Annotated in this window: 20 protein-coding genes and 1 pseudogene; 17 read left to right on the top strand and 4 right to left on the bottom strand. The window is 52.2% G+C overall.

All coding sequences use genetic code 11. The features are described 5' to 3' along the window. The 4 genes from SDD30_RS14830 to cimA form a co-directional block, all read left to right on the top strand. On the top strand, positions 1–422 hold a 422-nt coding region (locus SDD30_RS14830), incomplete at its 5' end, for an aconitase family protein (RefSeq protein ID WP_434075713.1). After that, positions 419–919, top strand: a complete 501-nt coding sequence (locus SDD30_RS14835; protein WP_434075714.1) for a 3-isopropylmalate dehydratase small subunit — start codon at positions 419–421, stop codon at positions 917–919. The genes SDD30_RS14830 and SDD30_RS14835, both read left to right, overlap by 4 nt. Further along, on the top strand, positions 912–1985 hold the full coding sequence (gene leuB, locus SDD30_RS14840; protein ID WP_434075715.1) for a 3-isopropylmalate dehydrogenase: 1074 nt from the start codon (positions 912–914) through the stop codon (positions 1983–1985). The genes SDD30_RS14835 and leuB overlap by 8 nt, the downstream gene beginning before the upstream one ends. Before the next feature lie 3 nt (positions 1986–1988). Then, positions 1989–3578 (top strand): citramalate synthase, encoded by a 1590-nt coding sequence (cimA, locus tag SDD30_RS14845; RefSeq protein WP_434075716.1) that lies wholly within the window; start codon positions 1989–1991, stop codon positions 3576–3578. Positions 3579–3663: 85 nt separating this feature from the next. Here the strand turns inward: cimA and SDD30_RS14850 are convergent, their stop codons facing one another. Continuing rightward, positions 3664–4389: a DUF881 domain-containing protein gene (locus tag SDD30_RS14850; protein WP_434075717.1), complete on the bottom strand. Its 726-nt coding sequence runs from the start codon at positions 4387–4389 to the stop codon at positions 3664–3666. Between the two features lie 2 nt (positions 4390–4391). Continuing rightward, on the bottom strand, positions 4392–5123 hold the full coding sequence (locus SDD30_RS14855) for a DUF881 domain-containing protein (RefSeq protein WP_434075718.1): 732 nt from the start codon (positions 5121–5123) through the stop codon (positions 4392–4394). 157 nt (positions 5124–5280) lie between these two features. On the opposite strand from SDD30_RS14855, the gene cdaA reads away from it, so the two are divergent. From cdaA to glmS, 4 genes are all read left to right on the top strand, one after another. Then, positions 5281–6117, top strand: coding sequence for a diadenylate cyclase CdaA (gene cdaA, locus SDD30_RS14860; RefSeq protein ID WP_434075719.1), 837 nt, complete (start codon positions 5281–5283; stop codon positions 6115–6117). A 1-nt stretch (position 6118) separates the two neighbouring features. Then, positions 6119–7069 carry a CdaR family protein gene (locus SDD30_RS14865; protein ID WP_434075720.1) on the top strand — a complete coding sequence of 317 codons (951 nt, stop codon included), beginning with the start codon at positions 6119–6121 and terminating at the stop codon, positions 7067–7069. A gap of 226 nt (positions 7070–7295) precedes the next feature. Continuing rightward, positions 7296–8630: a phosphoglucosamine mutase gene (gene glmM / locus SDD30_RS14870; protein ID WP_434075721.1), complete on the top strand. Its 1335-nt coding sequence runs from the start codon at positions 7296–7298 to the stop codon at positions 8628–8630. A 405-nt stretch (positions 8631–9035) separates the two neighbouring features. Next, positions 9036–10856, top strand: coding sequence for a glutamine--fructose-6-phosphate transaminase (isomerizing) (gene glmS, locus SDD30_RS14875; protein WP_434075744.1), 1821 nt, complete (start codon positions 9036–9038; stop codon positions 10854–10856). A 182-nt stretch (positions 10857–11038) separates the two neighbouring features. Here glmS and SDD30_RS14880 read toward each other — a convergent pair whose 3' ends face one another. Beyond that, a complete protein-coding gene (locus SDD30_RS14880) occupies positions 11039–11422 on the bottom strand; it encodes a helix-turn-helix domain-containing protein (RefSeq protein ID WP_434075722.1) in 384 nt (127 codons plus the stop codon). A gap of 141 nt (positions 11423–11563) precedes the next feature. Between SDD30_RS14880 and SDD30_RS14885 the strand changes: the two genes are divergently transcribed. The 9 genes and pseudogenes from SDD30_RS14885 (at position 11564) to brxL (ending at position 24426) form a co-directional block, all read left to right on the top strand. Beyond that, entirely contained in the window at positions 11564–11722 is a 159-nt protein-coding gene (locus SDD30_RS14885) for an aspartyl-phosphate phosphatase Spo0E family protein (protein WP_434075723.1), read from the top strand. 6 nt (positions 11723–11728) lie between these two features. Next, positions 11729–12415 (top strand): GGDEF domain-containing protein, encoded by a 687-nt coding sequence (locus SDD30_RS14890; RefSeq protein WP_434075724.1) that lies wholly within the window; start codon positions 11729–11731, stop codon positions 12413–12415. A gap of 87 nt (positions 12416–12502) precedes the next feature. Beyond that, a pseudogene (locus SDD30_RS14895) lies at positions 12503–12604 on the top strand (2Fe-2S iron-sulfur cluster-binding protein); the annotation flags it as partial. 280 nt (positions 12605–12884) lie between these two features. Continuing rightward, on the top strand, positions 12885–13454 hold the full coding sequence (locus SDD30_RS14900; protein ID WP_434075725.1) for an RNA polymerase sigma factor region1.1 domain-containing protein: 570 nt from the start codon (positions 12885–12887) through the stop codon (positions 13452–13454). A 65-nt stretch (positions 13455–13519) separates the two neighbouring features. Continuing rightward, the gene (locus tag SDD30_RS14905) at positions 13520–15847 is read left to right on the top strand and encodes a phosphoadenosine phosphosulfate reductase domain-containing protein (RefSeq protein WP_434075726.1); all 2328 of its coding nucleotides are present in this window, start codon (positions 13520–13522) and stop codon (positions 15845–15847) included. Continuing rightward, positions 15840–16034, top strand: a complete 195-nt coding sequence (locus SDD30_RS14910; RefSeq protein WP_434075727.1) for a hypothetical protein — start codon at positions 15840–15842, stop codon at positions 16032–16034. The genes SDD30_RS14905 and SDD30_RS14910 overlap by 8 nt, the downstream gene beginning before the upstream one ends. A 519-nt stretch (positions 16035–16553) precedes the next feature. After that, positions 16554–20687, top strand: a complete 4134-nt coding sequence (locus tag SDD30_RS14915) for a P-loop NTPase family protein (RefSeq protein ID WP_434075728.1) — start codon at positions 16554–16556, stop codon at positions 20685–20687. 13 nt (positions 20688–20700) lie between these two features. Continuing rightward, the gene (pglZ, locus tag SDD30_RS14920) at positions 20701–22962 is read left to right on the top strand and encodes a BREX-4 system phosphatase PglZ (RefSeq protein ID WP_434075729.1); all 2262 of its coding nucleotides are present in this window, start codon (positions 20701–20703) and stop codon (positions 22960–22962) included. A 12-nt stretch (positions 22963–22974) separates the two neighbouring features. Next, positions 22975–24426 carry a BREX system Lon protease-like protein BrxL gene (gene brxL / locus SDD30_RS14925; RefSeq protein WP_434075730.1) on the top strand — a complete coding sequence of 484 codons (1452 nt, stop codon included), beginning with the start codon at positions 22975–22977 and terminating at the stop codon, positions 24424–24426. 338 nt (positions 24427–24764) lie between these two features. Here the strand turns inward: brxL and SDD30_RS14930 are convergent, their stop codons facing one another. Continuing rightward, a complete protein-coding gene (locus SDD30_RS14930) occupies positions 24765–25076 on the bottom strand; it encodes a PadR family transcriptional regulator (RefSeq protein WP_434075731.1) in 312 nt (103 codons plus the stop codon). Positions 25077–25258: the final 182 nt, after the last annotated feature.

Here is a 25258-nt window from a genome sequence, read left to right on the forward strand (position 1 = left end):
GCAGCGTCCGGGAGGTAGGAGAGATCAAAATCGACCAGGTAGTCATCGGCAGCTGCACCAACGGCCGTTTAGAAGACTTGCGGGTAGCGGCGGCCATTCTCAAAGGCCATCAAGTCCACCCCGAGGTGCGGCTCATCATCATCCCCGGCACCCAGCAAATCTACAGTATGGCCCTGGCCGAAGGCCTCATCGAAGTATTTATCGCCGCCGGGGCGGCCGTCTCCACCCCCACCTGCGGCCCCTGTCTAGGCGGCCACATGGGGATTCTGGCCAAAGGCGAACGCGCCCTGTCCACCACCAACCGCAACTTTGTCGGGCGCATGGGCCATCCCGAGAGCGAGGTTTACCTCGCCGGGCCGGCGGTAGCCGCCGCCAGCGCCATCCAAGGCCGCATCGCCGCCCCTGAGGAGGTACAAAAATGATCATTCAGGGCAAGTGCCACACCTTCGGCAACGACATCGACACCGACGCCATCATCCCGGCGCGGTATTTAAATACCACCGACGCCGGGGAACTGGCCCGGCACTGCATGGAAGACGCCGACCCCACCTTTGCCGGCCGGGTGAGAGCCGGGGAGATCATCGTCGCCGGGAAGAACTTCGGCTGCGGCAGCTCGCGGGAACACGCCCCGGTAGCCATCAAAGCCGCCGGGGTAGCGGCGGTCATCGCCGCCTCCTTTGCCCGCATCTTCTACCGCAACGCCATCAACATCGGCCTGCCCATCTTCGAATCCCCGGCGGCAGCGGCAGGGATCCAGGCCGGCGACGAGGTCAAGATCGATGCTGAAAAGGGAGAAATCGTCAACTTGACCCGGGGTGCGACCTACCCGGTGGCTCCCTTCCCGCCCTTCATGCAGGAACTCATTACCGCCGGGGGCCTGATGCCCTATGTGGCCAGGAAGGTGAAAACAGGTGTATAAAATTGCTGTTTTACCCGGTGACGGCATCGGCCCGGAGATCGTCCCCGAGGCCGTTAAGGTCCTGCAGGTCGTTAGTCGCCGGGTAGGAATCGAGTTCCAGTTTACCGAAGCCCTGGTAGGCGGAGCCGCCATTGATGCCGTGGGTCAGGCCCTGCCACCGGAGACCCTGGAACTCTGCCGGCAGAGCGATGCCGTTCTTCTAGGAGCCGTGGGCGGACCCAAATGGGATAGCCTGCCCCCGGCCGAGCGTCCGGAGACGGCGGCCCTGTTGCCCCTGCGTAAAGAACTAGGCCTCTACGCCAACCTGCGACCGGCCTACCTCTACGACTCCCTGGTGGAGGCCTCACCCCTGAAGAAAGAAGTCGTCGCCGGCACCGACCTGATCATCGTCCGGGAACTGACGGGGGGCCTCTACTTCGGCGCTAAAAAGCGCGAGGAGACGGCCGCGGGGGAAATTGCCTACGACACCATGTACTACACCCGGGCGGAGATTGAACGTATCGTCCGCCTGGCCTTTACCATCGCCCGCCAGCGCCGCTGTCACCTGACCAGTGTCGACAAGGCCAACGTCCTCACTTCCTCGCGCCTGTGGCGGGATACGGTGGAGGACCTCCGGGGCGAATTCCCTGAGGTCACGGTGGAGCATATGTATGTTGACAACTGCGCCATGCAGCTGGTGCGCCGGCCGGCCCAGTTCGATGTCATCGTTACCGAGAATACCTTCGGCGATATCTTGAGCGATCAGGCTTCCGTCCTGACCGGTTCCATCGGCATGCTGCCCTCGGCCAGCATTGGCGGCGAGGTGGCCCTCTACGAGCCCAGCCACGGTTCAGCCCCGGACATCGCCGGCCAGCAGAAGGCCAATCCCCTGGCCACTATCCTCTCAGCGGCCATGATGCTCAAGTATTCCTTTAAGATGGACCAGGCGGCTGCCGCCATTGAGGCCGCCGTGGGCCGGGTCCTGGCCCAGGGTTATCGCACCCCCGATCTCTATGTTCCCGGAACCCGGCTGGTGGGCACCGCCGCCATGGGGGAACTCGTCCGGCGGGCAATGGAAGAGGGATAAGGAATGGCCGAGAAGATCCTCATCTACGATACCACCCTCCGGGACGGCAGCCAGGGCGAGGGCATCAGCCTCTCCGTCGAGGATAAGCTCAAGATTGCCGCCCGCCTGGATCGCCTGGGCGTGGATTATATCGAGGGGGGCTGGCCCTGGGCCAACCCCAAAGATATGGAGTTCTTCCTCCGGGCACAGGGAATTATCTGGCGGCAGGCGCGGCTGGTGGCCTTCGGCCGCACCCGTAAACCCGGCCAGGTGGCTGCCGAGGATGCCAACCTGCTGGCCATCAAGCGCGCCGGGGTCAAGGCGGCCGCCATCTTTGGTAAGTCCTGGGACCTGCACGTAACGGCGGCCCTGGGCACCACACCGGCGGAAAACCTGGCCATGATCGGCGACAGCGTGGCCTTCTTGGTGGACCAGGGGTTGGAGGTTATCTATGACGCCGAGCACTTTTTTGACGGTTTCAAGAGCAACCCGGATTATGCCCTGGCCACCCTGCGGGCGGCGGCCAGGGCCGGGGCGGGCTGGATTGTCCTCTGTGATACCAACGGCGGCTGCCTGCCCGGGGAGATTGCGGCGGCGGTGGCGGCCGTAAGGAAGGAGATGCCGGTGCCGGTGGGCATCCACGCCCATAACGACGGCGACCTGGCTGTAGCCAACACCCTGGCGGCCGTCCAGGCCGGCTGCCGCCAGGTCCAGGGGACCATTAACGGCTTCGGCGAACGTTGCGGCAACGCCAACCTGTGCTCGGTGCTTCCCAACCTGGAGTTGAAGCTGGGTTACCAGTGCCTGCCCCCGGGGCAACTGGCCCACCTGACGGAGGTTGCCCGTTACGTCAGCGAGATTGCCAACGTCGTCCCGCCAGGGAGCCAGCCCTTTGTCGGCTACAGCGCCTTTGCCCATAAAGGGGGTATCCACGTCAGCGCCGTCCTCAAGGCGCCGGATACCTACGAGCACATCCGGCCCCAGCTGGTTGGCAACGAGCGGCGGGTGCTGATGTCAGACCAGGCCGGGGCCAGCAACCTGCGCTGCAAGGCGGAGGAGATGGGCCTGGAGCTGAACCCGGAGCGGGAGCGGGGTATCATGGACGGGATCAAAGAGATGGAGCGCCAGGGGTACCAGTTCGAGGGCGCCGATGCCTCCCTGGAACTCTTCCTGCGTAAGACCACTGGCGAGTACCGGCAGCAGTTCGAGGTGGAGTACGTCAAGACTCTGGTAGAAAAGCGGGCCGGGCAGGAAGCCATCTCCGAGGCCATTGTTAAGCTGCGGGTGGGGGACCAGGTGGTCCATACGGCTGCCGAGGGTAACGGCCCCGTCAACGCCATGGATAATGCCCTGCGCAAGGCCCTGGAAGAGGTTTTCCCGGCCATCCGCCACATGCGCCTGACGGACTACAAGGTGCGCGTCCTGGATGAAAAGGATGCCACCAGCGCCCGGGTTCGCGTCCTGATCGAGTCCCGGGACGGCAGCAACTCCTGGAATACCGTCGGCGTCTCCACCAATATTATCGAAGCCAGCTGGGAAGCCCTGCTGGATAGCATGGAATACGCCCTCTTAAAGCAGCACCAGGAACTTACTAAGCGGGCGGCGACGCCATAAAAAGCCTACTAAAATAAAAGGGCCGTAACCCGGCCCGGTAAGAAACGAAGCCAGGCCCGAGGCCTGGCTTAACTTTGGGCGACTTTTACTTGCCGCCTTTATCCCCGGCAGGGGGTGGAGGCGGGGCGGGTTTGGCATAGCGCCAGGTGGGCAGGGAGGCGGCCGGCAGTTGCAGGTCCTGTTCCCGCTTGACGATGGGATAGACTTTATAGAGATTATTCAGGTTGTCAATAAGGCCGCCGATAAAGGTCAAACCCTTATCCAGGGTCTGGGGGTCGCCGATGGCTTTAATGACAATGGGGTAGAGGAGCCGCTGGCCGTCGACGGTGATATAGTTGCGGGGGCCGTCGTTTTCCTCACTGATGGTGCTGTAGGCATTAATACGGTAGTTATTGACGGCAACGGCTTCCGCCCCGGAGGCCCAGAGCTCATTAACCAGGTCTACCAGATCAAAATAAAGGAGGGGGGCATCGCCGGTAATAGTCACCGTCACCCCAGGCCCCTTGACGGCCGCCAACCCGGTATTCATCTGCAGGCGGGTTAATTCCCTGGTCAGGGAGGCTTCGGTCTCGCTGCTCTGGCCGGAATTCGTTTTCAGGGTAAAGAGCTGCTGCTGGAGCTGAGCGATTTCACCCTGGAGCTGGTTGCGCTTGGCGCTCAGGTTTTTCCACATGGTCACCAGGTCGGTGGTCTTCTGGGCCTCCAGGGAGCTGGCCAGCAACCGCTGGGTGCGGAACTGCAGGGAGAGGAGGAGGCCCAGGACCAGGAAGACGGCGGTCAGGGAGAGGGGCCAGCTTTTAATCTTCAGCATGATTAATGCCCGCCTCCTTGCAGGGGTCGCGTGTGGTCCAGGGGGAAGCCGCCTTTATAGGCCGGCAGGTTCAGGCTATCATTCTTGACCACCTTAACGGGGAAGTCGCGGCTCTTTAAATCCACAAAATCCAGTGAGCGCAGGGCGGCGGCCTCCAGCTTGTCCGGGTTGCCGACGGCCTGGATGATGTAGGGCGGCGCCAGGCGGGTAGAATTGACCATGATTACCGTCCCGACGCAGCGGATATCGGAATTGGCCACGATACGCTGGTCGTTGACGGCAATGGCCTCGGCCCCGGCGGCCTTTAAATCGCTGACCATATAGAGGACGTTTTTATCATGGATGATAAAATCATCCGGCTTGTAGGTGGCCGGGGAGGACTTCTGGGCGGCCTCGGCCCCGGCGTTGTTATCATCCAGGGTCACGGTAATCCCCGGTCCTGTTACAGCGGTCAGGCCGGCACTCAAGCGGAGTTTATCGATCTCCTGCTGTATCCCCGCCAGTTGGTCCGTTCCTTGGGCATGCTGCTTTTGCAGGCCTTCAATCTGCTGGCGCAGGTCGGCAATACGATTCTCCAGGGAAGCATCTTCTTTTTCCAGGGAATGAATAATATCAATCAGGCCGGGATCCTGGTTGGTCTGGGCGGCGGTAGCCTGGTGGGAACGCCATTGCCAGGCGACCAGGAGCCCGGAAAAGATACTGATGAGCAAGAGGGAAACATAAATGCGGCGCAAAGGGCGGCACCTCCTTCTTTAACTGCTATTTTAGCGGAAGACCGGGCCGGTGGCAACTAGCAAAAACGGGCAACCGGTTAAAAGAAGGGATTTTTGCCTCGCCCGTCGAATGAAGTGTACTGGCCATCATATAATAACAACGCCGGGTAAAAGTGGGGTGACTGGTTTGGCGGCACTCTGGCGCTACGTACTATCTTTAAATTTTATCGACCTCCTGCTGGTAGCCTTGGATATCAGTGTGGTGGCCTTTGTCATTTATAAATTCATGATGCTCATTAAAGGCACCCGGGCCGTTCAGCTGATTAAAGGTCTGGTAGTGCTGGTGGTCGCTTCGGTCATTGCCGCGCGTTTACACCTGGCGACCATCAACTGGCTCTTGAGCCAGTTGCGCCTGGTGATAGTGGTCGCCCTGCCGGTGGTCTTCCAGCCGGAACTACGGCGGGCCCTGGAGCAGCTGGGCCGGGGTAAATTCTTTGCCCGGCCGTTGACGGTCCTGGGGGCCGAAGATATGGAGAAACTGATTAACGAATTGGTGCGGGCCATGCAGGTCCTGGCCAAAAACCGGACTGGGGCCCTGGTGGTGGTCGAACGGGAAACAGGCCTTAATGATTACATCGAGACCGGTATCCGGGTCGACGGGGTGGTCTCAGCCGAACTTTTGATTAATATCTTCGTCCCCTTGACGCCCTTCCACGATGGCGCGGCCATTATCCGGGGCGACCGGGTAGTGGCGGCCGGTTGCTTTTTGCCCTTGTCCGAAAGCCCCTACCTCAGTAAGCAGCTGGGGACCAGGCACCGGGCCGCCCTGGGGATCAGCGAGATCTCTGACGCCGTTGTCTTGATTGTCTCAGAGGAAACGGGGGTTATTTCCGTGGCCGAAGGCGGTAAACTCACCCGTTTCCTGGAGGAAAAGAATTTGAAGGAACTCCTGCAAAGCCTGATGCTGCCCCAGGATAATCATAACACCACTTTCTTCTGGCTCTGGAGGTCTTAAGATGTTGGAGCAATTACGCCAGAACTGGGGTTACCGCTTAATGGCCGTCATTTTGGCTATTATACTCTGGATGTATGTCACCGGCGAGCAGAACCCCACCGGCGAGACGGTGGTCCGGGTGCCCCTGGAAACGGAAAACCTTAGCAGCGGCCTGGTGGTGGCCGACCACCCGGCGGAGGTGCAGGTCCGGGTAGAGGGCCGCAAGGCGGCCGTGGCCAACCTCCTGCCCCGGGATGTCCATGCCTACGCCGACCTGCGGGACGCCCGGGTTGGTAACAACGTCCTGCCGGTGCAGGTCAATGTACCAGAAGGGCTCAGCGTGATCCACGTCAACCCAGCCCAGGTGACTGTCAGGGTGGAGAAAATAGAGGACGTCCAGTTGCCGGTCCAGGTGAGCCTCCTGGGCACCCCGGCCAGCGGCTATCGCGCCCTGGAACCGGTATTGAAGCCCTCCCAGGTGGTAATCTCCGGTCCGGCCGCTACTTTAAAGGAAATCGGTCGCGTTTATGTAGAGGCCAACATCGACCAGGCCAGCGGGAATTTCCTGGCCCAGTTACCGGTCAAGATTGCCGACCGCGATGGGCATCCCCTGCCGACCTGGCTGGCGGTAAAACCGGATACAGTGGAGACCTTTATCCCCGTTGTCCAGGATATGCCCAGCAAAATGCTGCCGGTCCGGCCGCGCCTGATAGGGGAACCAGCCAAGGGTTACGCCATCCAGCGGGTGATCCTGCAGCCGGAAGTAGTGGAGGTCTTCGCTCCCTACAGCCAGCTGGCACCCCTGGATTACCTCAACACAGCCGCGATCAATATCGCCGGTGCTAAGAAAAATGTCACCATGGAAACCAACCTGGAGATCCCGGCCGGGGTGCAGCTGAGCAGTTTCCCCCGGGTCCGGGTAGTAGTGGAGATCGGTCCGGCACCTGCCGGCGCTGCCGGGAGCGCGCCTTAAGTAAACAATTATAGCCTGCTGCGATACCCCTTAGCCATGCCCGTTTTTCTCCGCAAACAGATTTTTGGTAAAAATGGTTATTGTTGGCAGGGGGCTTTGTTACGGGCGGGTTGAGGCGCCAGCCCCCTGGTTATGGAGGGAGCGTTGGCTTCACAGGGGCTCCCTCAAGTGGCAACTTTCCAGTTGCAACCATATGATGATATTATGAAATTGAAGGGTGGATGGCATGGGTAGATTATTCGGCACTGACGGTGTACGAGGCGTGGCCAACCAGGGCTTGACACCGGAACTGGCTTTTCGCCTGGGCCGGGCCGGGGCTGCCGTCCTGGCCGGGAACAGCGGCCGGGTGCGGGTGGTCGTCGGCCGGGATACCCGCATCTCCGGCGATATGCTGGAGGCGGCCCTGGTAGCCGGCATCTGTTCCGTCGGCGGCGAGGTATTAAAAGTCGGGGTGATTCCCACCCCGGCAGTGGCCTGGCTGACCCGGGACCTGGAGGCTGATGCCGGGGTGGTTATCTCCGCCTCCCATAACCCGGTGGCTGATAATGGCATTAAATTCTTCAGCGCCAGCGGTTACAAGCTGCCGGACCCGGTGGAAGAGGAGATCGAGCGGCTGGTCCTGGCACCGGCGGATGATCTGCCCCGGCCGGTAGGGGTTGAACTGGGCCGGGCCCGGGAAGTAACCGACGCCCCGGAACGCTATAGCGCTTACGTCTGTAGCACGGCCGACCGCGGCCTGGCCGGGCTGCAGGTGGTCCTTGATTGCGCTAACGGCGCCGCCTGCCGGGTGGCCCCAGCCATTTTCCAGCGCCTAGGAGCGCAAATTTCCCTCTTGCATCATGAACCGGATGGTACTAATATAAACGTCAGATGTGGGTCCACCCATCCCGAAGACCTGCAGGCGGCCGTCATCGCCCGGGGAGCCATGGTAGGCCTGGCCTTTGACGGCGACGCCGACCGGGTCATCGCCGTCGATGCCAAGGGCCAGGTCGTCGATGGGGACGCCATTATGACCATCCTGGCCCTCTACCGCCAGGAGCAGGGCGGCCTGCCCGGCGGCCAGGTAGTAGTGACCGTCATGAGCAACTACGGCCTGCACCAGGCCCTGACGGCGGCGGGCCTCAGGGTGCAGCAGACCAGGGTGGGCGATCGCTACGTCCTGGAGGAGATGCTGAAGAGCGGTGCCGTCCTGGGCGGCGAGCAGTCGGGCCATATCATCCTTCTGGAGCATAATACCACCGGGGACGGGTTAATTACCGGCGTCCAGCTCCTCCAGGTCATGGCCGCCACCGGGCGGCCCTTGGTGGAACTGGCGGCCGCCATGCCCCACTTGCCCCAGCTCCTGGTGAACGTCCGGGTGGCCGACAAGGAGGCTGCCATGGACCACCCTGGCCTCCTGGCGGCCGTAGCCGCGGCCCGGGAACAGCTGGCGGGCCGGGGCCGGGTTTTAGTCCGGCCCTCGGGTACCGAGCCCATTATCCGCCTGATGGTCGAAGGACCGGACCGGGAAGAGCTGGAGGCTATTATGGCCTTTCTACAGCGGGTTGCTACCGGCTTATGATCCAGCTACATTTTTCTATAAAATGGAAAAACGGAGTGAAAGCGGAGAGAAAGGGGGGTGATCGGTAACTTCCAAGCCAAACTTTCCAGACTAATTGGGGTGGCAGGAAACTATAAGGCAAAAGGAGGCGTTCCCTCTGGGTTAACAGGAGACTGGTTGTGTCCCAGGGCAAAGGGTGAGAGGTAAAGAGGTAAAATAATGCAAGCGCCGGGACCAGCAAGTGTATTTACCGGGAATAGGTTGGCTGGTTGACGAGGCGGGGGTTAATCGAGTTATCGGCGGATGCCCCCCGGCCGGGTTACGGCCGTCAAAGGCGTCACAAAACCCGGGAGCAATCCCGGGGACAAAAGGCGCCGGGTGACCCTTTACCTCTCCCGTAAAAAACAAAGGGAGAGTGAAGTAAATATGTGCGGTATTGTTGGTTATCTGGGCCCGCGCCCGGCCGTTCCCATATTGGTTAAGGGGCTGGAACGGTTGGAGTACCGGGGCTACGACTCGGCCGGTATTGCCGTCCTTAAAGACGGCGGGCTGGTAGTAGAAAAGAGTGCCGGTAAACTGGTGGCCCTGAAGAGCCGCCTCAACGGCAACCTGGCCGGGGCCCAGGTAGGGATCGGCCACACCCGCTGGGCGACCCACGGCTGCCCCTCAGACGTCAACGCCCACCCCCATCTCGATTGCAGCGGTAAGTTTGCCGTCGTCCACAACGGGATTATCGAAAACTACCAGGAACTGCGCCGGCAGCTAACGGCCCAAGGTCATCGTTTTATCTCGGAAACGGATACCGAAGTCCTGGCCCACCTGGTAGAGGAAAATTATGAGGGGGACCTCCTCCAGGCGGTCTTCAAGATGCTGCCGTTTTTACGCGGCTCCTACGCCCTGGCTGTAGTCAGCGCCCATCACCCTGAAGAAATGGTAGGGGTGCGCCAGGACAGCCCCCTCATTGTCGGCCTGGCCGGCGGGGAGACCTATCTGGCCTCCGACATCCCGGCCCTGCTGCCTTATACCCGGGATAACTACATCCTGGAGAACGGTGAGGTAGTTCACATTACCCCCCGGGGCACGAACATCTACAACGCCGACGGCAGCCGTAAATCTAAGGAAGTCTTCCATGTGGCCTGGGACCTCCAGGCGGCGGAAAAGGGCGGCTATGCCCACTTTATGCTGAAGGAAATCCACGAGCAGCCCCGGGCCCTGCGGGATACCCTGAAGGGCCGCCTCCTGGCCGACGGCCGCGTCCGGCTGGAGGACGTTCACATAACCCCGGCTGACGCCCGGAACCTGCAAAAGCTGGCCATTATCGCCTGTGGTACGGCCCATTACGCCGGCATGGTCGGCAAATACCTCTTAGAGAAATTACTGCGGTTGCCGGTCGAAGACGACGTGGCTTCCGAATTTCGTTACCGGGAACCGATCCTCGACGAGCATACCCTGGGCCTGGTTATTAGCCAGTCCGGGGAGACGGCCGATACCCTGGCCAGCCTGCGGGAGGCGAAAAAGGCCGGGGCACCGGTGCTGGCCATTACCAACGTCGTTGGTAGTTCGGTAGCCCGCGAAGCCGACCACGTTATTTACACCTGGGCCGGCCCGGAGATCGCTGTGGCCTCCACCAAGGCGTATCTCACCCAGGTGGCGTCTCTCTACCTCCTGGCCCTGTACCTGGGCGAGCAAAGGGGCGGCGCCCCCTGGGCCCAGGAAATCGCCACCGGCCTCAAGGCTCTGCCCGGCTATGTGGAAGAGGTCTTAAAGCTCGAACCCCGGATCAGGGAACTGGCCGGGAAGATGGCACCCCACGAGCACGCCTTCTTCATCGGCCGCGGCCTGGATTACGCCGCTTCTTTGGAGGGCTCCCTGAAGCTGAAGGAGATCTCCTACCTCCACGCCGAGGCCTACGCCGCCGGGGAATTGAAGCACGGCACCCTGGCGTTGATCGAAGCGGGTACGCCCGTCATCGCCCTGGCCACCCAGGCGGAACTGCTGGAGAAGATGCTCAGTAACATTAAGGAAGTCAAAGCCCGCGGCGCCTGGGTCCTGACCCTCACCCAGGCGGGCAATATGGCCGTAGCCGCAGAGGCCGACGCCGTCCTCTACCTGCCGCCGGTACCTTCTTGGCTGGCCCCGGTGGTCACGGTGGTACCCTTGCAGCTCCTGGCCTATTACACCGCTGTCGCCCGCGGCTGCGACGTGGATCAACCCCGGAACCTGGCGAAGAGCGTCACGGTGGAGTAGGGGCGAAAATCCCCGCGAGATTTAAATCCTATGAGATTGCTGATCAACCCTGTAGCTAGAATTAGTTACAGGGTTTTATTATGGGTCTTTGATTAAAGTAGTGCCACTACACGAACATACGTATTTGATATTATTTGACGATGGCTTGATGTAAGGTCGGCTCGCAGGTAGGGGTGTATACATTAGTTTTTGTCAACATAAGGGAGAACAGTTTTGATGAGTTTTTTTACCAGCTTCAATTCTTTCGGCGAACATCTGTCGATTAATTTATGTAGCTCTCTATCGTTACTGTTGTTGGTACCGTAAGTACTGCCACCATCGCGGATACAATATTCATCGGTAATTTTGCCCCAGACAAGATAATCCAAAGAAACATGCAAACAACTGGCGACCTTAACTAAAACGGGGAGACTCATTTGGCGTTCCCCCCGTTCCAGCTGTCCTACGTAGTAGTCCGAAAGCCCGATGATTTCCGCAAACTCTTCCCGGGAAAGCTTGAATTTCTCTCTTCCTTCCCGTATTCTTTGCCCAATGGCCTTATTATCTATCTCTATATTTTTCTCCATTTCTGTTCACTCCCCACTTAAATAACTTTATCCGACTTTAAGCCTGCACTGAATTTGCTTAATGCATATAATTTATCTTTGCAACAAGCAAATTTTTGATATAAAATTATGTCTGCGGTTATCGTTGGGGGAGTGAAGAGCGTGGATGCAAAGGACAAAATAGAAGTGGCCAGGAGAATCCTTGATAATGCGGTAAAGATGAATATCAGCAAAGGAATTCTATTAAAAATAAGCCAGAAAATTGACAAGTACATTGTCGAGTATTACTGGGAAAAGAAAAACAAAAGGGTAGGGAATTGATTTAAGATGCAAGAAAAAATATATAAATATGCGCCGATGATTTTGTTGTTAGGCGGGTTAATTATGTTGCTGGTTACCCTTTTGCTAGAAAGGTATTATAGCTATGGTCATTACGGCGACGATTTGGCCTGGAGGTTTTATGCAATAATTCAGATATTAATCACCACGGTATTGGGCGGTTTGGTTAAAAGCTTGTACCGTCAGGTACATATTGACATGTTGACCGGCTTGCACAACAGGAGGTATTTCTCCACCAAACTGTCCGCAATACAAGCTCAAACCCCGATTTCATTGCTCTTGATAGATATAGATAATTTTAAGGGTATAAACGATACATATGGGCATGTAACAGGGGATCAGGTGCTGCGGCAGTTTGCTGAAATCCTCCAAAATAGTATAAGAAACTTCGCTATAGATAATATAGTAGCCCGCTGGGGCGGCGAGGAATTTGCAGTAATTCTCCCCCGTACCGGTGCTAAAGAGGCTTTTAAAATTGCGGACGGGATTAGAATAATAGTAGAAAATCACCTTTTTTCTTGTGAAAGTATTGCCTGTAAAATTACTGTGAGTATTGGTATAGCCTCAACAAAAGAAGGTGCAGATATTGATATAGAAGAACTTATTAAAATTTCCGACGCAGCCCTTTACAAAGCAAAAGAAAAAAGAAATTATGTTTACTACTGCTACGGGTAGTTATGAAACAAAGTTTATACCACATACTGACCGGAAATCTCCTACCAGGATTTGTTTGTGTAAAATTATTGTGGGGGATTAGCCCAAAACGGACAGCAGCACCAGTTGCAGCAGGCATTTGCTGATATGAGGGTGGTGCAGTGCGATTTTTGCACGCCGGAGATTCTTCTGACGGCTAAGGGCTTTTAGATAGAACTTTTCACCAATAGGCCGGCAGTTAGCTTCACTTCTACCCGTTTAGGCCGCTACCGTAAGACCCGAGCGGGATCCTGCCTTAAATGAAGGAGAATCGTTTGGCTTTTCAGAGAAAAACAGCAGCGTGGATTTTTATTTACGAACAAACGTACCCGACAGTATTTGGCGGTGGCTTAATGTAAGATTAAGCTGAAGGCAGGAGTTGGCGGGTTTATGTAGAATTGGTTGTAATAGGCAGACATTTATTGTCCAGCACCGTTGTGGGGAAAAGGTTATGTCAGGAAATGAAGTTGCACTAAACCGGTGCTTACGACAATTATTAACACTGGGTCAAAAATTTGGTGGCTACGTTACCTATCAGGTTATAATTGATACGTTGAACGACAAAATGAGTGACGTATCGATGGAAGCCCTTGATAGGGTCTATGAGCATTTGGCTGCTCAAGGTATTGAGATTGTTGATGAATTACCTGGTAAACAGATTATAGATGCTTGTAACCAGTACAATAAAGAAGATAATCGGGAATGCCGGCAGCGAGTCGGGATAACACGACCGAAACGAAGCTATAATTACGATTATGATTCTACAATAAGTACAGGCCGGACTAAAACTACCTTATGCCTGGAAGACATTATCGACAAGTTAATATTCCGGGCTGAAACAGGGCGGCTACGTGATCAGGATTTCTTGACCATTGTTGAAGAATGTCATCCTCATGTATCTGAGGTTGAAGAATTGATCGAATATCTCCTCGCTAAAGGGATTAACCTTCCTGATATTAACCTGTCCCAGTTTTATAATAACATCCCCGAAGATAAAGAAGCCGTGGAAGAGGATTTTTAGCCGTTTAGCATTTCAAGTATTACTGCAAGAGATCAATACGCTAAAAAAGAAGGAAGAATGATGTTATGTACGAGATCCAATGGGATCAAGATACAGGTGGGATATTGCTGGTTGATACGAAAGAGGATGGTACAAAAAGCGAAATCCGACCTGTCTTTTTTGAGGAGCTAGACTTATTGGGTTTTGACAGATATTGGACTTACACCCGGGTGGATGCACCATTGTTATGGGCCGTTGGCGGTCGGAGATATTATTACCGGGGTGAACTGGTAGCGGAAGCTGAAGGTGGTGGCTTATTTACCCGGCCCAAACTTAAAATTCACCGGCCAGGTTTGACGTTAGTTCCAGTGGATACCGAAGCAATGGCCGTTAAAAACAGTGCGTTACTCCAGGGGCTGGTGCAGAAATCGCTTAAATTTATCTACCAAACTTATACCAAACACCGTAAAAGAGTAGATATAGTAGCAGTTGCCTTTTCCGGCGGCAAGGATTCACTTGTAACTCTGGATCTGATCCAGCGGGCCCTGGAGCCGGATCAATTTGTGGTCATCTTCGGTGATACAGGTATAGAAATCTATGATACATATCAAGCTGTGGAAACAGTTAAGGTGCGCTGGCCCCATTTATCCTTTTATACGGCCAGGAGCGCGAAAGATGCTCTGACAACATGGCGGGAGATAGGCCCCCCCAGCCGTATTCATCGGTGGTGCTGCTCTGTACATAAATCGGTACCCACCTTGCTGCTATTGCGCCAGTTAGCGGGTAAAGCATCAGTAAAGGCCTTAATTTTCGATGGCGTGCGCCATGAGGAAAGTGCCAGCCGATCGACTTACTCAGAAATTACCTACGGCGGTAAACACAAGATGCAGATCAATGCCAGCCCCATCATCTCATGGAATGCTGGGGAAGTTTTTTTGTATCTTTTTAGCCGCCGTCTGTTGTTAAACCGGGCCTATCGTTACGGCGTCATGCGTGTAGGTTGCGCAATATGTCCGATGGCATCCCAATGGTGGGATATTATTAGTTGGAAAGTTTATCACCAAGACATGGTAGGTTTTATTGATGAATTACGTACTTATGCCGCTAATATGGGCATCTCATCTAAGGAAATGGACAGCTATTTGGAGAAAGGTAGCTGGAAAGGTCGAGCCGGCGGGCGCTACCTGCCTGGTGGCGGCAACCGGGTTATCGAGCAGACAGAGAACGGCAAGATTATCTTTACCCTGCGCCAGCCTACCGAAGACTGGCAGGAATGGGCCAAAACCCTGGGCCGGCTAGTACGTACCGGAGCAGGCCAGGGGTATATTGAGAGGAGCGGCGTAGTATATCCCTACGTCATGCAGCATCTTGAAAAAAGCAACATCATCGAGGTTGATGGCCTGGCTCATGCCGACCGCTTCGTCCTCAGTGCCTTTCGTGCTGTGGCCATCAAGAGCGCTTACTGCAGCCACTGCCAGGCCTGCCAGGTGGAGTGCCCTACCGGTGCTTTGGATACCCTGGGCCGGGTGCGAATTGGCGAGGAGTGTGTAACCTGCGGTTTGTGCCTTGATCTGCATGGTAAAGCTTGTCTTACTGCTAAATCACTGGCAATAAGCGATGGAGGTTTAAATATGAGTGGAAATGAGAAAAAAACGTTGCATACCTATGAACACTTTGGAATGAGAAAGGAATGGCTTGAGGAGTTTCTTTTATCACCTAATGACTGGGTAAGCCATAATAGTTTGGGCAACTGTCAGTTTGACGCTATGATGATGTGGCTAAAACACGCCGAATTAATAACGGGTAATAAAAAATCAATAGTTATTACTCCCTTAGGGGAGAAGTTAGCCCAGTGGGGGGTTGACGATTTAGTTACCTGGGCCGTTATATGGACCAACCTGGCCCGTAACTCGACGCCTGTCCAGTGGTATATTTCTGCTGTGCCTTGGGGGGCGGTAATGACGAAAACTGAATGGGTGGCAAAAATAGGCGAAACCCATCACCAAAGTGAAAGTACACGAAAAAACGCCATGACAGCCTTGTTCGGCTTATTGACCAGGACACCAATAGGCAGCAAGCTGGGGCTGGGGGAAGAAACGGAACCAGCCAAAAGAATAGATATCGCATTATATAAGAAGGGATGGTTTGAGCCAGAACCGGTTGCTCTACTTTATTCCCTTTACCGGTATGCCGAAAAGACAGGGCGGTATGAGTTGACTGTGCATGAGCTCTATGAAGGCGCCGACGAGGGTCCTTATATCCTGTTTGGCATCAATCAAGATGTGTTAAAGGGGATCCTCCAGGGCCTGTCCGCCCGGGGTGATGGACTTATACGTACTAATATCATCCGGGATTTGGATAATATTTTCCTTGATGATAACCGTAAAGCTATCGAGGTGCTTGATCTTGTTTAATTGGAGTTATGAAAAAGGCTGGTCTCGTCATCAACATTTTGGGTTGCGGCGAGAATGGCTGGAGCTTTATCTAGCTGATCGCCAGGGATGGCGCGGTAGCTCAATCTTGGGCAACCGACAGGTAGATTCTCTGGCCGTGCGGTTGAAGACTACCGGCATCGAGGATAGCAGTGGTCGTTTGACCTAGCTGGGAAAGCAGTTTGCCGCTAAGGGAACGGATTGCCGCTCCCTGTGAGAAGTTCTCTGGGATAATGTGGTCTTCACTTTCCCGACGACGTTGGTACGTGCATTTAGGGCGGGACGAGTGGACCACGACAAGACTAAAGTCGCTGCTTCAGGCAGCGGTACCCCGTCTGGCAGAGCGCACGGCATTCAACGCTATTATGGAACTGGCAGGTCTCCTGGAACGGATGCCCGTTGGTAGTGAGCTGGGTCAGGGGGAGGTGATAGAGGGAAGACCACGTCGCCTTGTCCGCCATGGGGCAGATCCCTGTGACGCCGCTCTTCTCCATGCTCTGGGGTAGCTATATCTTCAACAAAATAAAACCAGGCTATCCTGGGACAGCGACCTGGTGTGGCCCTGGATAGTTTTTGGCTGTAATCGGTAGTTTGTCCTAGAGCGCCTTAACATTATGGACCAGAATTGTTTTGACGTTGATGAAGAAGGCGTAAAAATAATTCATATAGCAGATAAGGAGTGGTGGCAATGTGGCGCTATAATAATTACCTTGCTGTGAGTGAAGACTTTATCCCGGTCTTTTCCGAGGATGTAGACAAAAATCGTAAGGGTAATTGGAAATTTTTTATTCCCCATAGCTATATGAAGAACATGATGGAAAAATTAATCGCAGCCCTGGAGCGGATAGATAGTGGTAACAAACGCTCCCTCTGGCTTACCGGGGCTTACGGAACAGGCAAAACCTTTGCCTCTTTTGTGATCAAGCACTTGCTGGAGGATGATCTGGATGAGATTGAGGACTACTTTCAAAAGCACCAGATTATAACCCCTCTCTGGCCCCGCTTTAAAGCATTGCGGGAGAAAAAACGCTATTTAATTATCTACCGTTCGGCGTCTGGGCATATTACTTCCAGCCGGCGCCTGATGGTAGAGATACAACAGGCCATCAAAGAACAGTTGAAGTCCCGGAGGTATGTTACCTTTGGTGAAAGTATTATGGACCAGCTGGTGAATAAGCTGAGTGATACAAGTGGTATCTTCAACTGGGAAGGAGCTTTTAATAAGTATAGAGGCCGCTTCCGAACGATAGCCTCGGCCGGAGAAATCATTGAACGCCTGCGCGCCGGTGATGCCCGGGTGGGCGAACAAGTAGCGGCTGTCCTGGAGGAAGAAGATATCAATCTTGTTGATTCGCCAGCGGCAGTTAAAGCATGGATAAAGGAAGTCATTGACAGTAACAATCTGGAGGGAATTGTCTTTATCTGGGATGAGTTTACCGAGTTCTTCACTAACAATGTACCGGTGACACCCTTACAAGAGCTGGCTCAGGCTACGGCCGACATTCCATTCTACCTTTTCCTTGTCACTCATCGGGCTTTAAACCAGTTTACACGCATCGATGATGATACACGGAAAAAGCTCCTTGATCGGTTCCATAATTGCCAATTGGAAATGACACCAGTAACAGCTTATAGACTGATTGCCAATGTAATCGAGGCGAGGCCCGACCTGCGGAACGATTGGGAAACGAAGCGGGATTCACTGTGGGGTAACGTGGATGTAGCTGTATTACACATTAATATGCTAGGAGAACGGGTAAAGAAAGAGGAGCTTAAGATGCTGGCTCCTATCCACCCCTTTACTGCTTACCTGCTGGCGACTATTTCCTCCCTTTATAGCTCGAGCCAGCGCACTCTTTTTCAATTTCTGAAAAAAGATGAGCCAGGTTCCTTCCAATGGTTTGTCGCTAATTATCCGCAGGATAACTGGTACTGGTTGACACCTGATTATTTATGGCAGTATTTCTTTGAAGATACTAGAATTGAAACTATTGATACTGTAAGTGATATATTGAGTCATTATCATTCTACTAAAGGCAGCTTGAACAATCAGGAGGAAAGACGGGTATTTCGCGTCATGCTGCTCCTCACTGCGTTACGAAGGCAGACACAAGGAGCTCATGACTTGCTTAAACCCAATTTCTCAGTTATCAAGCGTATGTTCGTTGGTACTAATCTTTATAATCGCGTGGAGGAAGTGGCTGACGGGCTTTGCTCTCGCGGCATCATGTTTGCCGTGCCTTCCGGTAACGATTATGAATATATTATACCTACCACTACTATTGACCATAACAAGTTGCAGCAGTATAAACAACGGGCCGAAGCCAGCCTGACCTTTGAAAAAATGATCAATGCAGGAAAATCAGATGCCGAGTTTGCCCCCGGTTTGCAGGAGCTGCTTTTCCTGCGGGGAGCAGCCAGGTTACGTCATCCTGTCCAATTTGTATCTGCGAGAGAGCTAAAATTGCGACGTGAACGCCTGATCCAGGGTGTAGAAAGGTCTTATGAGATAGGGTTAATCATGGTAGTTGCCCAGGAAGATGGGTATTTGAATGATGCGGAAGACCTCGCTAAAGAGTTAAGCAAGACTCACGCTAATTACTGTATCCTTATCAGCCAGGTTGCCTTCGGTATAAAACGGTGGAATGAGTGGCTCGATTACCGGGCCCGGTCCTGGTATTACGAGGAAATGCGGGATAGTACCACCAAAAGGTACTACGATACAAAGAGCAAAAATATAGTGGACGAATGGTTGGGAGCGGTACGTACGAGCAGGGTCCGGGCCTTTTTCCGGGGCAAGCGGGAGGAATTGGCAGGTTGCGAGGCTATTACTGAGTATCTCGAGGATATCGTGACCTCTATTTATCCCTATGGGCCGGAGAAACTAAGTAGAATCGCTACTTTATATGATCATGCCTGGGGCAAAACCGGTGCCGAAATCGGCCTCAAAGTGGCTCAAAATATTCAGCGCCCATACAGGGATGTGGTGGAAGAACTTAAAAATGAAGGCGTCTGGGAAGATGATGAACTAAATCGTTCTATTGATCATCCTTTAGTTAAAATGAAGTCTGTGGTAGATAACTTTTTTGCTACCAAGGATCATGTCAGTCTAAAGCAGTTGTGGGAGGCTTTGCAGGAGCCGCCCTATGGCCTTATGCCTTCACCTATCGGCGTACTACTCTTTGCCGTCCTAATGCGTAGATATGCCCACGGTTATTACTATTCCGACGGCACCAATTCGCTACCTTTAAATCCTAACAAGTTGGCAGAACTAATCGATCAGGTCTTGAAGGGAGGCAGGCTTTCAGAGAATTATACTATCCGGAAAATGTCGCCTGAGGGCGAGTCTTTCTGTCGCATGGCCCGCGATGTTTTTCATCTTACTGCCGAGCAGACAGCCTACCCCGAAGAAGCTCGAAAAAACATGCGCAAAATGGTTATGGAAATAGGTTACCCTCTATGGGTACTTGCTTATTATGTTCAGAAGACGGCCAGTTCACGAGTAAGCTACGAGGATATGCAGAGGGCGACTATGACACTTGGGGGTATTCTAGCCTATGATCTGGATGAATTAGATGAGCAGGGTATGAAGGCAGCTGTTGAAGCTATTCATCCGGTACGCCGTGAATTACCCGGATTGCTGAGTAGAGACCGGATACAGGAAGGCATGAGGCAGTTTTGGAGTGTTCATGACCCGCAGTTAATTTCGCTTATGACTTCCCTTAACCTGGATGTCCCCCAGGTGATGGCCCGACTCAAGGCCCTCTTTAACGAGGATGTTTACTTGTGGCGCGAGGAGCGGGTAATAGAAAAATTACCTGAAGTTGTCCGTAACTTGGACCTGGTGGACGCGTTAAACAATCTATTAGGGATAGTCAAGCAAGATTTAAATGACCTGCGGGACTATTTCCGTACCACCTGGTTTAAAAGCAAATTTCCCCTGCTCTGCTATAAAGAAGGGCAGGTTGCCGAAATATCCGACATTATTCATTATCTTTATGAGCTTATATACAGGTCCGGTCAGGCTTTAAAAGATAATCGGGCAGAGGATCTCCGCCGTCTGAGCAGACAGGTGGCCTTCTTATTGAGCGAAAGTACATCTCTAACTGGCCTCCTGGTCCAAAAATTTACAGGAAATATAATCAGCGACCACGAAGCAGCAGAACTATATAACGCTTTACCCGACCTATCAGAGGCAACAGAGGATGAGGTCAGGCGAGCTATTATAAATGCAATTTCACAGCAGGCTAGGCAGAAAAAAATTGTTAATCTGCGAAAACGCTGGCGGGAGCTAACCAGTTCGGAATCACCGGAGCGCTGGAGTGAAGAAAAGCGTGTTCCTATTCAGTGGCTCCTGGAAGGCAAAATGCATCGTATGTTCTTAGCTCGATATGACAAGCTCCAGCAATTATCAGAGGCCGAGTTAGACGAGATGGCGGGTTATCTGGACGATTATGCATCAGAGTTCACTGTACTTCACGACCGCCAGGGTATTTTGGATAGATTTGTTCAGGTAGCTGCAGGTGATTACATTGATCTGGTTTACCAAGTAGGAGCATCTGATAAGCTGCAGAATTACGTTTACAGCGTTTTGGGTGGCAAAGTATACCAATGGCCCATGCGATTAAATGAGATTAACCAGGTGGTTCGCCGGTGGGTAACCGAGAATTACAAAGTTACAGCCTATCCTCAAATTCTAAAAGCTATTGAAACCATATCACCAGATGATATAAAACAATTTGTAATGGACCTGGTGGCTGAGGATGCCCTTGTTGGTGCCCGCTTCCTCAGTGCCATTAAAGGAAAGATTAAACAAAGCTGAGAAGGGGATGGCCATGATAACTTTCGCCAGCATTGATGATTTTATGTCCCATTTGAGGGATGAAAGCATAAAGGGCGAAAGATTTGCTACCCGGTTTATTCTTATTCAGGGTTGTCAGACCTGGAAAGATTTAATCCAACGACTCATTTATGAGGTTGACAGAGTTATTCGCTTATCCGAATTTTGTAGTGCCCCCGATGTCTTACCTGATATGATGGGGCTGATATCATATTTGCAAGAAGAGATAATGATTTGCCAAAGCATTCTACTTACGCCAGTGTCTGAGTGTATTCGGCTTGATCCCGAGAGCGCTGAGGTCATACGGTTGTTAGCTGAGTGGCCGGCGAATAAGATACGCAGGATATATGTTCCCCTGCTAGTAGCGGAAGAATTATTTGTTCAAGAAATAAATCGTGTTGTACGTTACCGGGCGGGGGAGCTTCCAGAACCGTGGTCTCTCAAAGGGGAAGGAAGTTCTGAGATTATCGTAGCCCCATTTTCTACGGGTTTTACAGAGCGTCAGATAGCACGGGGCATAAAAGAATACCTGTCCTTATGGGAACAAGACAGTATTCGTAAAGTGTGGCTGGTAACTGCCATGGCCCCATGGTTGCCAGTTCGGCAAGCGCGGAGTGAGTGTCACGTACGTCTTTATCCATCTAGTTTTGAATATATCCGCAGGAATATTGATTGGGAAGAAATCTGTGAGGAGTGGGGTTCTTCTGAGCAGTGGGATTGGCTGGCAGTTCAAATCCGTGAAGGCGATAACTTGGATCGGTTGGCCGGGCGATTGCTGAACATCGCTAACTATAATGCGGATGTCCTCTTTACCCTGTGGGGTAGCTTTGATCATAATAAGCGATGGCTGGCATGGTTGTGGAGCAAAAGGCGGATTAAACCCGGGACCTATCTCCATTATGTTTTGAAGGAAAACAAACATATAGACGGCTTTATCAATGACGCTGTTATGGGTATTTTTGCTTTGCCGCGGTCTGTTTCCGTTAGCCGGGAACGTAAGGAACTTCTCCAACACCTGGACGTTAGTCTTATGCCGGCTGTATTCTGGTATCGTTATAACGAATTTACAGATCCTTTTGAGCGGTTGGCAGTTTTGACTGACTTGTCGACAGCAGAACGGGAACAGCTCGTGTTATGCGTCAGCGAACTGATGACTAAATATCCCCGCGATGTCTGGTGGGACTATCTTAAAGCGTTATTTCCAGCTTTAACATGGTATTTACGGCCTGCCATCACTGGTGACGAATTTGCCGATCACTATTTTTCGGTGTACAATAGCTGTCGCCTGAAAGATCAGATCGACGAAGAGCTTACTACACTAATTACCAGGTGGGCTGGTGAGCAGTTACTATGGAGTTACCCTGGTAAAAGTGACCTGCTGTCCAGGCTGCGTGCCGCCGGGTCTAAAATACTCTGGGTAGATGCAATGGGCGCCGAATGGGCGGGCTTATTAACCCGACTATTAACCATGAATGATCGGATTGAGTGCGATGTCAGGCTTACCAGGGCTAATCTTCCAACTACAACTGAGGCCAATAAGGAATGGGAAGATGGTGAGGAAGTTATACGGGACCTGGATGATATCGCTCACCATTACACCTATCAGTTTCCCGATTCTTTTCTGAAGGCTATCGAGGTCATCAAGAAAGTGGCTGATAAAGCGTTAGCTTTATTATCACAATACCCTTCAGTGGTTATTACTTCTGATCATGGCCTCAGTCGGTTTGCTGCAATCAGCGATGTTAAGGTAGATGCGCCGAAGGGGGCTAAAGTAGAAGCTCCGGGTCGCTATGCCCTATTGGAGGGTGAGGCTTATGACAATAATGGTATATGGGTAATGGAAAATGGTAATGCTTATTTACTTACTCATAACCGCTTCAAGGGTGGTAATGCTTGCCATGGTGAAGTCCACAGTGGTGCCACACCTGAGGAGTACTTGACTCCAGTAATTATTGTGCGGAAAATAAGCACCCTCGACCTACCACAATTTGAGGTACTCGATACTATTGTCAAACTTAATACCACTGGTCAAGGCTTTCTAACAATTCGCTGCAATCGCAAAGTGGCCGATGTTGAATTACGGGTGGCCGGGTACACGTTGTCAGGTCAAAGCGGTGCCGGTTTTACCTGGTCCTTTAACCTTGAGGGTTGGAAAACAGGCAAATATACAGGCGAGCTATACAGTGCTAATCGATCGTTTGGGGAGATTAACTTTGAGGTGCTAAAGGGTATTCTTCAAGATGATCTTGGATTATGAGGTGGTTAAGATATGAGCTTTAATAACGCTGTTCAGGATAAAACCAGGACCTGCTTTCAAGATATGATTGTCTATAAGGACCCTACACAGAATAAGTTTTTCGCCTCTTTAAGTATCCCGCCCTATCTACGTGATTGGATGATTATGCGTTTTGCTGATGAAAGCGGTAGGATAAACCTTGATGAGGTTAGCGAATTTGTCAAAAAGAATATTCCTGGCAAGAAAGACTGGGAGTTACTCAAGAGCAGAATGGTTAACGATGCTCAACGGGTTAGATTTCTTGCTAAGCTGCAAGTAGAGATTGACGTTCGCACTGGCGAAGGTCTGTTTTATTTGCCGGATTTAGGTTTTCCGAATCGTAAGCATGAAGCAATTGTCAGTAACCTGGTATTACGCCAAAACCGTAAAGAACTTTTATCTGATAGCGAAACTTGGGGGGTTATAGAGTGTGAGTGGAGCCCGATTGGTTTGAGGGGAAAAGAAGGCGATGGAGCTATTTATATGACTGATTATAAGATTTTCCAGCCCTATAAAATTGATGTAGAGTATTTCCAAGAGGCACGTAAGGAGTTTACCCTTGACGAGTGGATAGACATGCTGCTTTTGGCGGTTGATTATAACCCCAACGGGTTTTTAGATACACGTCAAAAGCTAACTTTACTTAGCCGATTACTACCCTTTGTTGAAAAACGTGTAAATTTGATAGAACTGGCCCCAAAAGGAACAGGGAAGTCTTATCTAATGTCACAGATATCGAAATATGGCTGGTTAGTGAGCGGCGGTAGCATCAGTCGAGCTCGATTGTTTTATGACATTAGTCGTAATGCTCCAGGCCTTGTTAGTCGGTATGATTATATAGCTTTTGATGAGATACAGACTATTAGCTTTCCAGATGTCGATGAAATCAGGGGAGCGTTAAAAGGGTATTTAGAGTCAGGTGAATACCGTGTGGGAGATAAACGGGGCATCGGAGATGCAGGCCTCGTGTTGATGGGTAATATTTCTGATGAGAAAATGAATGAGTATGCTAGCATATTTACCGAGTTACCATATGCTTTTCAAGAATCAGCCCTGATAGATCGCTTCCATGGCTTTATCAAGGGTTGGGATATTCCGCGTATGCGTGAGAACATGAAAGCCGAAGGCTGGGCTCTCAATGTGGAGTATTTTTCGGAAGTCATGCATGCTATGCGAAATGAGATTGTTTATCCTGCCCTGGTTGATGCCCTGCTTGATGTTCCCGGATCAGGCGATACGCGCGATACGACAGCGATTAAACGTATTTGCTCCGGATTTATGAAACTCCTTTTTCCTCATGTTAAAAGGGTAGAAGATATCGATAAAGAGGAGTTCCGTATGTACTGTTTGGCTCCTGCCATTCAGATGCGCAGTATTATTAAGTGCCAACTGCATCTTATGGACAGCGAGTATAGTAGTACTGTGCCCGAAATTAAAATTCGGTAAAATGCCCCAGATATGGGGTTAGAGGTAAAAACCTGAGCTGGTAACTAAAGTATAAAAAACAGGTGATTTATTGTGAAAGCTAAATTATGTTATTACTGTAGCAAACAAGTAGACAAAGACGTTGTAGCACTAAATAAAAAATTACTTGGTCATTATACAAAGCGGGTTTTATGTTTAACATGCTTAGCTGAGTATATTGGTTGTACTGAAGAGGTTTTGCTTAATAGAATCAAGGAACTAAAGGAAATTGGGTGTACATTATTCACCTGAGCATATAGCGATCATAAAACTTGAGTTTTTCAATAGTTAGTAAAAGAAGGCTTCTGGCTCAAGTGACCTTACCAGCCATAATGATATACACCATTACCCAACCTCTGGGTCCCCGAAACCATTGCCCCCCACTTAGAAATAATTTGTGCTAGATACTCTTTGCCCTGCATGGTAATCCGGTAATACTTTCTGGTCGGGCCGCTGGGGGAGTGTTTTATAAATGTTTCGGTATAACCCTCGGTATTAAGCCGCCGGAGAATTGCATAGATGGAGCCATCATAGATGGAGCCATCATAGACATCGGGAAATACCGTCTTGATGATTTTCATAATCTCATACCCGTACATTTCGGCGTTGGACAGTTGATATAATATGCACATCTCAAGCACGCTTTTTTAATTGGGCATCTATGTTATCACTTCCCTGGTATTCTGGATGATGTTATTGTAATGACGCGCATGTCTCCGACGGCGTCATGGATAGTTTTATGTCCTTTAGACATTTATTCGCAGCTATTACAGAAGGGGATAGTTAGCGGGATTAGCCGGCAAATTTCAGCATC

It is taken from the genome of Moorella naiadis (nom. illeg.) (assembly GCF_051020825.1).
GTDB lineage: Bacteria > Bacillota > DSM-521 > Neomoorellales > Neomoorellaceae > Neomoorella > Neomoorella naiadis.

What these genes read in the sequence shown, in the direction of transcription:
- SDD30_RS14835 (WP_434075714.1), top strand. Translation starts at nt 419, where the DNA reads ATGATCATTCAGGGCAAGTGCCACACCTTCGGCAACGACATCGACACC.
- cimA (WP_434075716.1), top strand. Translation starts at nt 1,989, where the DNA reads ATGGCCGAGAAGATCCTCATCTACGATACCACCCTCCGGGACGGCAGC.
- SDD30_RS14850 (WP_434075717.1), bottom strand. Translation starts at nt 4,389, where the DNA reads ATGCTGAAGATTAAAAGCTGGCCCCTCTCCCTGACCGCCGTCTTCCTG.
- SDD30_RS14865 (WP_434075720.1), top strand. Translation starts at nt 6,119, where the DNA reads ATGTTGGAGCAATTACGCCAGAACTGGGGTTACCGCTTAATGGCCGTC.
- glmM (WP_434075721.1), top strand. Translation starts at nt 7,296, where the DNA reads ATGGGTAGATTATTCGGCACTGACGGTGTACGAGGCGTGGCCAACCAG.
- glmS (WP_434075744.1), top strand. Translation starts at nt 9,036, where the DNA reads ATGTGCGGTATTGTTGGTTATCTGGGCCCGCGCCCGGCCGTTCCCATA.
- SDD30_RS14880 (WP_434075722.1), bottom strand. Translation starts at nt 11,422, where the DNA reads ATGGAGAAAAATATAGAGATAGATAATAAGGCCATTGGGCAAAGAATA.
- SDD30_RS14890 (WP_434075724.1), top strand. Translation starts at nt 11,729, where the DNA reads ATGCAAGAAAAAATATATAAATATGCGCCGATGATTTTGTTGTTAGGC.
- SDD30_RS14900 (WP_434075725.1), top strand. Translation starts at nt 12,885, where the DNA reads ATGTCAGGAAATGAAGTTGCACTAAACCGGTGCTTACGACAATTATTA.
- SDD30_RS14905 (WP_434075726.1), top strand. Translation starts at nt 13,520, where the DNA reads ATGTACGAGATCCAATGGGATCAAGATACAGGTGGGATATTGCTGGTT.
- SDD30_RS14915 (WP_434075728.1), top strand. Translation starts at nt 16,554, where the DNA reads ATGTGGCGCTATAATAATTACCTTGCTGTGAGTGAAGACTTTATCCCG.
- pglZ (WP_434075729.1), top strand. Translation starts at nt 20,701, where the DNA reads ATGATAACTTTCGCCAGCATTGATGATTTTATGTCCCATTTGAGGGAT.
- brxL (WP_434075730.1), top strand. Translation starts at nt 22,975, where the DNA reads ATGAGCTTTAATAACGCTGTTCAGGATAAAACCAGGACCTGCTTTCAA.
- SDD30_RS14930 (WP_434075731.1), bottom strand. Translation starts at nt 25,076, where the DNA reads ATGTGCATATTATATCAACTGTCCAACGCCGAAATGTACGGGTATGAG.